Annotated in this window: 1 protein-coding gene; it reads right to left on the bottom strand. The window is 59.3% G+C overall.

Annotated elements, in window-relative coordinates:
• Positions 1–30 precede the first annotated feature (30 nt).
• Positions 31–324, bottom strand: a complete 294-nt coding sequence (locus ACTJJN_RS26990) for a hypothetical protein (RefSeq protein ID WP_012054079.1) — start codon at positions 322–324, stop codon at positions 31–33.
• Positions 325–776: the final 452 nt, after the last annotated feature.

Below are 776 nucleotides of genomic sequence, written 5' to 3'. Positions count from 1 at the left end.
CGTGCCCGCGAAAGGGCCGGAGCAGGCGACTCAGTTCATGGGCTGTGACTCAATCCCATCCAGCAATGCCTCAACCAACCCTTCTGCCATTTCGAGTGCGTTCAGGTTGCTCCAGAACAGGCTCTTGCCTGTGTCATCCAGATGCTCCAAGGCTTTGTAGCCACAGTCGTAGGCACCGCGCAGGTATTGGGCGACATGCACCAGGGCATCGTGGGCGGAAACGCCGGGGTTTACGGTGAACAATGGGGGATGGCCGGCATCGCAGCGGCTGAAAGAGCGTTGTGTGGTGTTGGGGAGGGGTGGATCGGGGACGATTCTTTTCATGGCAATTCCTTCTCCAGGATTGAACTGCAACCACCCGTTTCCACGCAGAAGGCGGCAGTTGTGCGCGGGGTGGAAAACCGGGGAGAAGGCAAGCCGGTAGGCCAAACGGCCTCACGCGCACAACTGCCATAACGGCAGCCCTTCATCACATCCGGGTTTCCACACCCGATCGCTGAACCGACAGCGACCCGGTTAGCCTAGAGAGCAGGCCTTCCCTGGACAATCAGACGGGCGTCGACACGGTGTGTAGGATAATTCCTTGGGATTGGCGTGAACGTAGGAAATGGTTCGCGGGGAAGTAGGACCCAGCTGATAATTAGGCGATTTGTGATGGCTTTTGTGTGTTCGCGTCATGGCGGCGAGGTGATCGTCAGGACATTGCAGGATGGCCTCCAGGTGCCTGGCGATAGTTTTTGGGCGCCCATGAGATCGAGCGCCGCCCGCGCGGCGCT

This window comes from Pseudomonas sp. 22515, assembly GCF_052044625.1.
GTDB lineage: Bacteria > Pseudomonadota > Gammaproteobacteria > Pseudomonadales > Pseudomonadaceae > Aquipseudomonas > Aquipseudomonas alloputida.
Note: the sequence above shows the minus strand (reverse complement) of the source record. Positions and strands in the feature narration are given on the sequence as shown.

What these genes read in the sequence shown, in the direction of transcription:
- ACTJJN_RS26990 (WP_012054079.1), bottom strand. Translation starts at nt 324, where the DNA reads ATGAAAAGAATCGTCCCCGATCCACCCCTCCCCAACACCACACAACGC.